General features: G+C 53.6%; 2 protein-coding genes and 2 pseudogenes. 2 read left to right on the top strand and 2 right to left on the bottom strand.

The features are described from left to right. Positions 1 to 125 (top strand): annotated as a pseudogene (locus ACUHMQ_RS20260) (transposase); the annotation flags it as partial. A 397-nt stretch (positions 126 to 522) separates the two neighbouring features. Beyond that, entirely contained in the window at positions 523 to 2472 is a 1950-nt protein-coding gene (locus tag ACUHMQ_RS20255) for a M13-type metalloendopeptidase (RefSeq protein WP_445297258.1), read from the top strand. Between the two features lie 276 nt (positions 2473 to 2748). Here ACUHMQ_RS20255 and ACUHMQ_RS20250 read toward each other — a convergent pair whose 3' ends face one another. Both ACUHMQ_RS20250 and ACUHMQ_RS20245 read right to left on the bottom strand, forming a co-directional pair. Beyond that, entirely contained in the window at positions 2749 to 3927 is a 1179-nt protein-coding gene (locus ACUHMQ_RS20250; protein ID WP_445297257.1) for an acyltransferase family protein, read from the bottom strand. Between the two features lie 185 nt (positions 3928 to 4112). After that, positions 4113 to 4227, bottom strand: a pseudogene (locus tag ACUHMQ_RS20245) (IS5/IS1182 family transposase); the annotation flags it as partial.

The raw sequence follows: 4227 nt of genomic DNA, 5'->3' as shown, positions 1-4227 counted from the left end.
CAGGGATCAAAAGACATATTGCTGTTGATACGCTGGGCTTGCCCCATGCGATTGCGGTAACGACGGCAGAGGTCACCGATCGAAGTGGTGCATTGGAAGCACTAAAAGACAGCCATGCTGACTTGAGGTAGCCTGAATTCCGTAGACACACCTGATGGGTAAAATTGAGCCAGCAGTCATGTGCAATACAGGCATCAGGCGTCTGAACGGGGACATTCAGCTTTTTGCCGCTGTCGAAATACTGCAGGGGTGCAGCCCACCTCCCGCTTGAAGAACTTGCTGAAATTAATAGCCTCCTTGGAGAGTAGCGGTTTCTGGGCTTGTTGATATGCCAGCCAAGTGGGATCTGCCGGGGTTGCTACGTAGAGTCATTGGCGTTACACGTTACACGTTACGGCGTGGGCGATTATGGATTGCAGATAGCGGCTGACGATACGGCTGTTGAGCCTAATATATTTGTATGAACTAATATATTGATGCATATGCCTGATACCTCAGTGACATCACTGAGGTATCAGGCATATGCATTTCATCAATCATTCAAATGGACGTAAGGGCGGTTCTGTCGTGATGATGGCAGCCGCTTTTTTATTAACGGGATTTGGTGAATCGGTTAAGCCAGCAGTACAGCGCAATGCGCTGGCATGTACAGATTTCGATCAGTTGGCCAATGGTGATTGGTACCGGTCCGTACAGCGCAGCGCTGAAGACGATGTACCCGATGCATTTTCGGACCTGCCGCAACAAAATTATCAGGCGTTGCTGGCCGCATTGGCGGCGACGGCACACTCACCGCTCGCTGATGAGCACAGCGACTTAGGCAAACTGGTACGCCTATTTGCCAGCCAGGCGCAGCCTGCGCCCGCTACAACGAATGCCTTGAATGATGAATGGCAGCTGGTGGAGGGCATGACACAAATCCAGGATATTCCGGTTGTCATGGCGAAGCTTTTACGTGTCGGTACCGCACTGCCTTTAACTTTGCAAAGCCGACATGCTTTTACGACGAAAGATGCCAAGCCAGTCCAACTAAGGTTGGTTCAAAGTGAGTTGATGCTATGGCGTGGGACGGCAGAGACACGGCGTGACCATATCGCAAGGATGTTGATGGCGGCTGGCGTTACTGCAGACCGAGCCGCTGTCGATGCGGAAGTGGTTGAACGTATGGAACAACGGATCAATGGATCAGTGGCATCGACGCCGCCAGGTTCGGTGAAATTTGATATGCCCGCCTTCAAGCAGCAGCTTGCGATTGCAGCCAATGTGGAAGTGGATGCGGCGATTGAAGTCAAATTGTCTCAAATGATGGCCGAATTCAGCTTGCCGCAATGGAAACGTTTTCTGCAGTGGCGTCTCTTGAAGAGCTTTAGCGGCTATCTGCCTTGCCAGTTTTCCACTGAAGAAAGGCGTTGGTCGTCTTCATGGAAGCCAAGATTTTTGGCTGATGCCACTTGGGCGCGTTCAACGATTGTTTTCGATGATCGAATCCGCTTTGTGGCAGCGCTGATGCCGGACACATTGAATCGCTTCTACGTGGAAAAGGTGATAGGGCCAAGCAAGCTGGCCGCAGTCAACACCATGATGCAGGAACTAAAGCAGGCGATGCGGACACGGATCCAGGCGCATGCCTGGTTGAGCCCGGCTGGCCGAGATACGGCGCTACGTCGTCTTGATACGATGGCCATGGTGGTCATTCAACCTGAAAAGTGGATCGATTACAGCAATCTCACCATTAACGTTCATGATGTGCTGGGTAATATCAAGCGTGTAAACCAAATAAACTTCACAGAACTGGTTAAGCAAGCCAGGGAATTGCCGCGGCTTGGCGCCAAGGACGGCTATGGTTGGGGCGATTTCGAGCCCAGATATGTACCGTGGCGCAATACCGTGGTGGGTGATATCGGCATGATGCTGACATCACCCATGGTGGATTTCGAGAACCAACCCGCGTTTGCCTACGGTTTTCTTGGGGCGTCTATCCTTGCCCATGAACTGGCGCATGGGTTTGATTCCAGTGAGTCCATTGCCCGTCCACCTGATGTGCCATTTCCACCCCCTTTGGGGCTGGCGCTTGGTGATATTACTTACTCCAAGGCCATGGAAGACCGCCAAAACAAGCACTATGCCGACTATGTGAAGACGGTACTCGGTGTCAATATCCCGGCTATACGCATCACCTATGAAGATTTAGCGGATCTGACCGGCTTGGAAGTCACAACGCAGCTTGTCCAGAAAAAGTGGCCGGGTACCGCGGCGATGGATCAGCTCTTCAAAGGGTATGCGTTTGCCCATAGAAAAGCCCATACCACTGAAGAGATACGGGCACAGGCCGCCGCTTCTCAAACTCATGCAATACCGAAATACCGGGTAAACGGCATATTGTCCAACTCACAGGCGTTTGCTGCCAATTATGGTTGCAGAGTAGGTGATGCCATGGTCAGGGCGGATAAAGAGCGCATTACGCTGTGGTAAGCCGCTCGCCAGCGGAATGCTTATTTATCGCTTGGTAACTTTGCTTCTACGGCGCTGACGAGGCGATTATCGCCACCACACTGTAAAGATTGAGTGGGGATGACCGCAGTGCTGCTGTCTGATGGCTGTCCAATACAGCACTGCGTCACTATCCCTCCATACCAACAAGCTTTTACAGCACTTTTCCCACGCTGCTCCCCTGAACCTATTCTGGCGTGCTATCTCAATTATCTGATTACGGCGATGCAGTCAGCTCATGCAGATGCTTAGCGACTCTTAGTTGCAGCGCATCCAGCCTTGATAGGTCGTGGTCTGCCGCTTGGATGGCATCCGCTGCGACATCCATTGCGCCGCGGGCCCACTGACATAGCGGTGTAACCACCAGCCGACCAAGGCGCAGACTGCGATGGCAGGAACATAAACCAAGCATGCCCAACGTAGGTCATTGCCAGACACAGCCAAATAGGCGCCGGTGATTGCCAGCACGATAAACATATGGCTCAGGTAGATTTCGTAACTCCAGCGACCCAGGTGCGTGAGCCAGCGTGTGCCACGTGGTGCAGTACGCGTCACGCCAGACGAGGCAGCAAGCCAAGCGGCCGGTGAGAGGCACAGAAGCAGCATCGCGTATTCCTGTATCAGCCGCCACAGGACGTCCGCGTAAAAAAATGTCGCGGACAAACCAACCATGGCGAGCACTGCAAGCATGCGCGCAGTGCGCCGTGGCATGCTCCAGCGCTGGACCAGCAGCGCCGTCAATACACCCCAGGCAATGGCCGCCATGCCTGGCAGATAGGCCTTCTCCTGCCAGATTTCATTGCCACGCAGTGCCGCATGTGCCCATGGCAGCGACAAAGCCAGAACCCATAGCCCGGTCACTCGCCACGGCGCCCGCAGCAGCAGACAGAATATGGGAAACGCCAGATAAAAGCTCTCCTCGATAGAGAGCGACCACAGCACGTCCCAAGCACCCGGCAACCAGCCGGTACGCCCTTCATACCAGTTCAACGTCATCGTTAATGCCGACATAAGCGCGGCAGCCAGCGACTGGCCTGGTGCGTCAACAACGAACTGAGGCACGCCGAGCAAATGCATGATGGTGAGTACAACGAGCAGTAGCAGCAACAACGGCAAGATGCGCGTCACCCGGCGTGTATAGAAAGACCGCCAGCACAGATTACTGAGCGAACCGTCACGCTCGAGCACGCTGCGTGTGATGACAAAGCCTGAGATCACGAAGAACACGAACACGGATTCATAACCGCTGAAACTGATGCCATTGATGAAGCGTTTGGGGAGCACATCGCCTAGCCAACCAGACCCAAGCGGTAGACGGAATGGCAAAGCCAACTGGTGGATAACGACGAGGAGGATGGACAGACCACGCAGCAGGTCTATGGCATCGTTGCGCGGAAGAGTTGGGGCCTCATGGGAATGATTGGCGTCTGAGGGCATTTTTAAGGAGCCTGCTGCAAGGATTGGCGCGCATGGTAGCTGGTTTCTACCACCGCCATCACCCAACAGATTCCGGTTTCCTGGACATGTAGCGCAGCAACAAACGCCACTGTCGATCGCAGACTGCTTCGTGAGCATTTTCAGTGAATTCAGCCTGCTACCCAAAACACGGCCTTAGAACCTGTTCAAAGTCTCCGCAGAAGAAGAGTCAGAAAGGCAAACTGAATGAATTGCAAGCTGGTGTCGAGCTTGCGTTCACAGTTCTTCCACAATCGACGGCACTTCTCCAACCACGCAAAA

The organism is Chitinimonas violaceus (assembly GCF_052601015.1).
The sequence above is the reverse complement of the archived record's forward strand: the minus strand, read 5'-3'. Positions and strand labels throughout refer to the sequence as shown.

What these genes read in the sequence shown, in the direction of transcription:
- ACUHMQ_RS20255 (WP_445297258.1), top strand. Translation starts at nt 523, where the DNA reads ATGCATTTCATCAATCATTCAAATGGACGTAAGGGCGGTTCTGTCGTG.
- ACUHMQ_RS20250 (WP_445297257.1), bottom strand. Translation starts at nt 3,927, where the DNA reads ATGCCCTCAGACGCCAATCATTCCCATGAGGCCCCAACTCTTCCGCGC.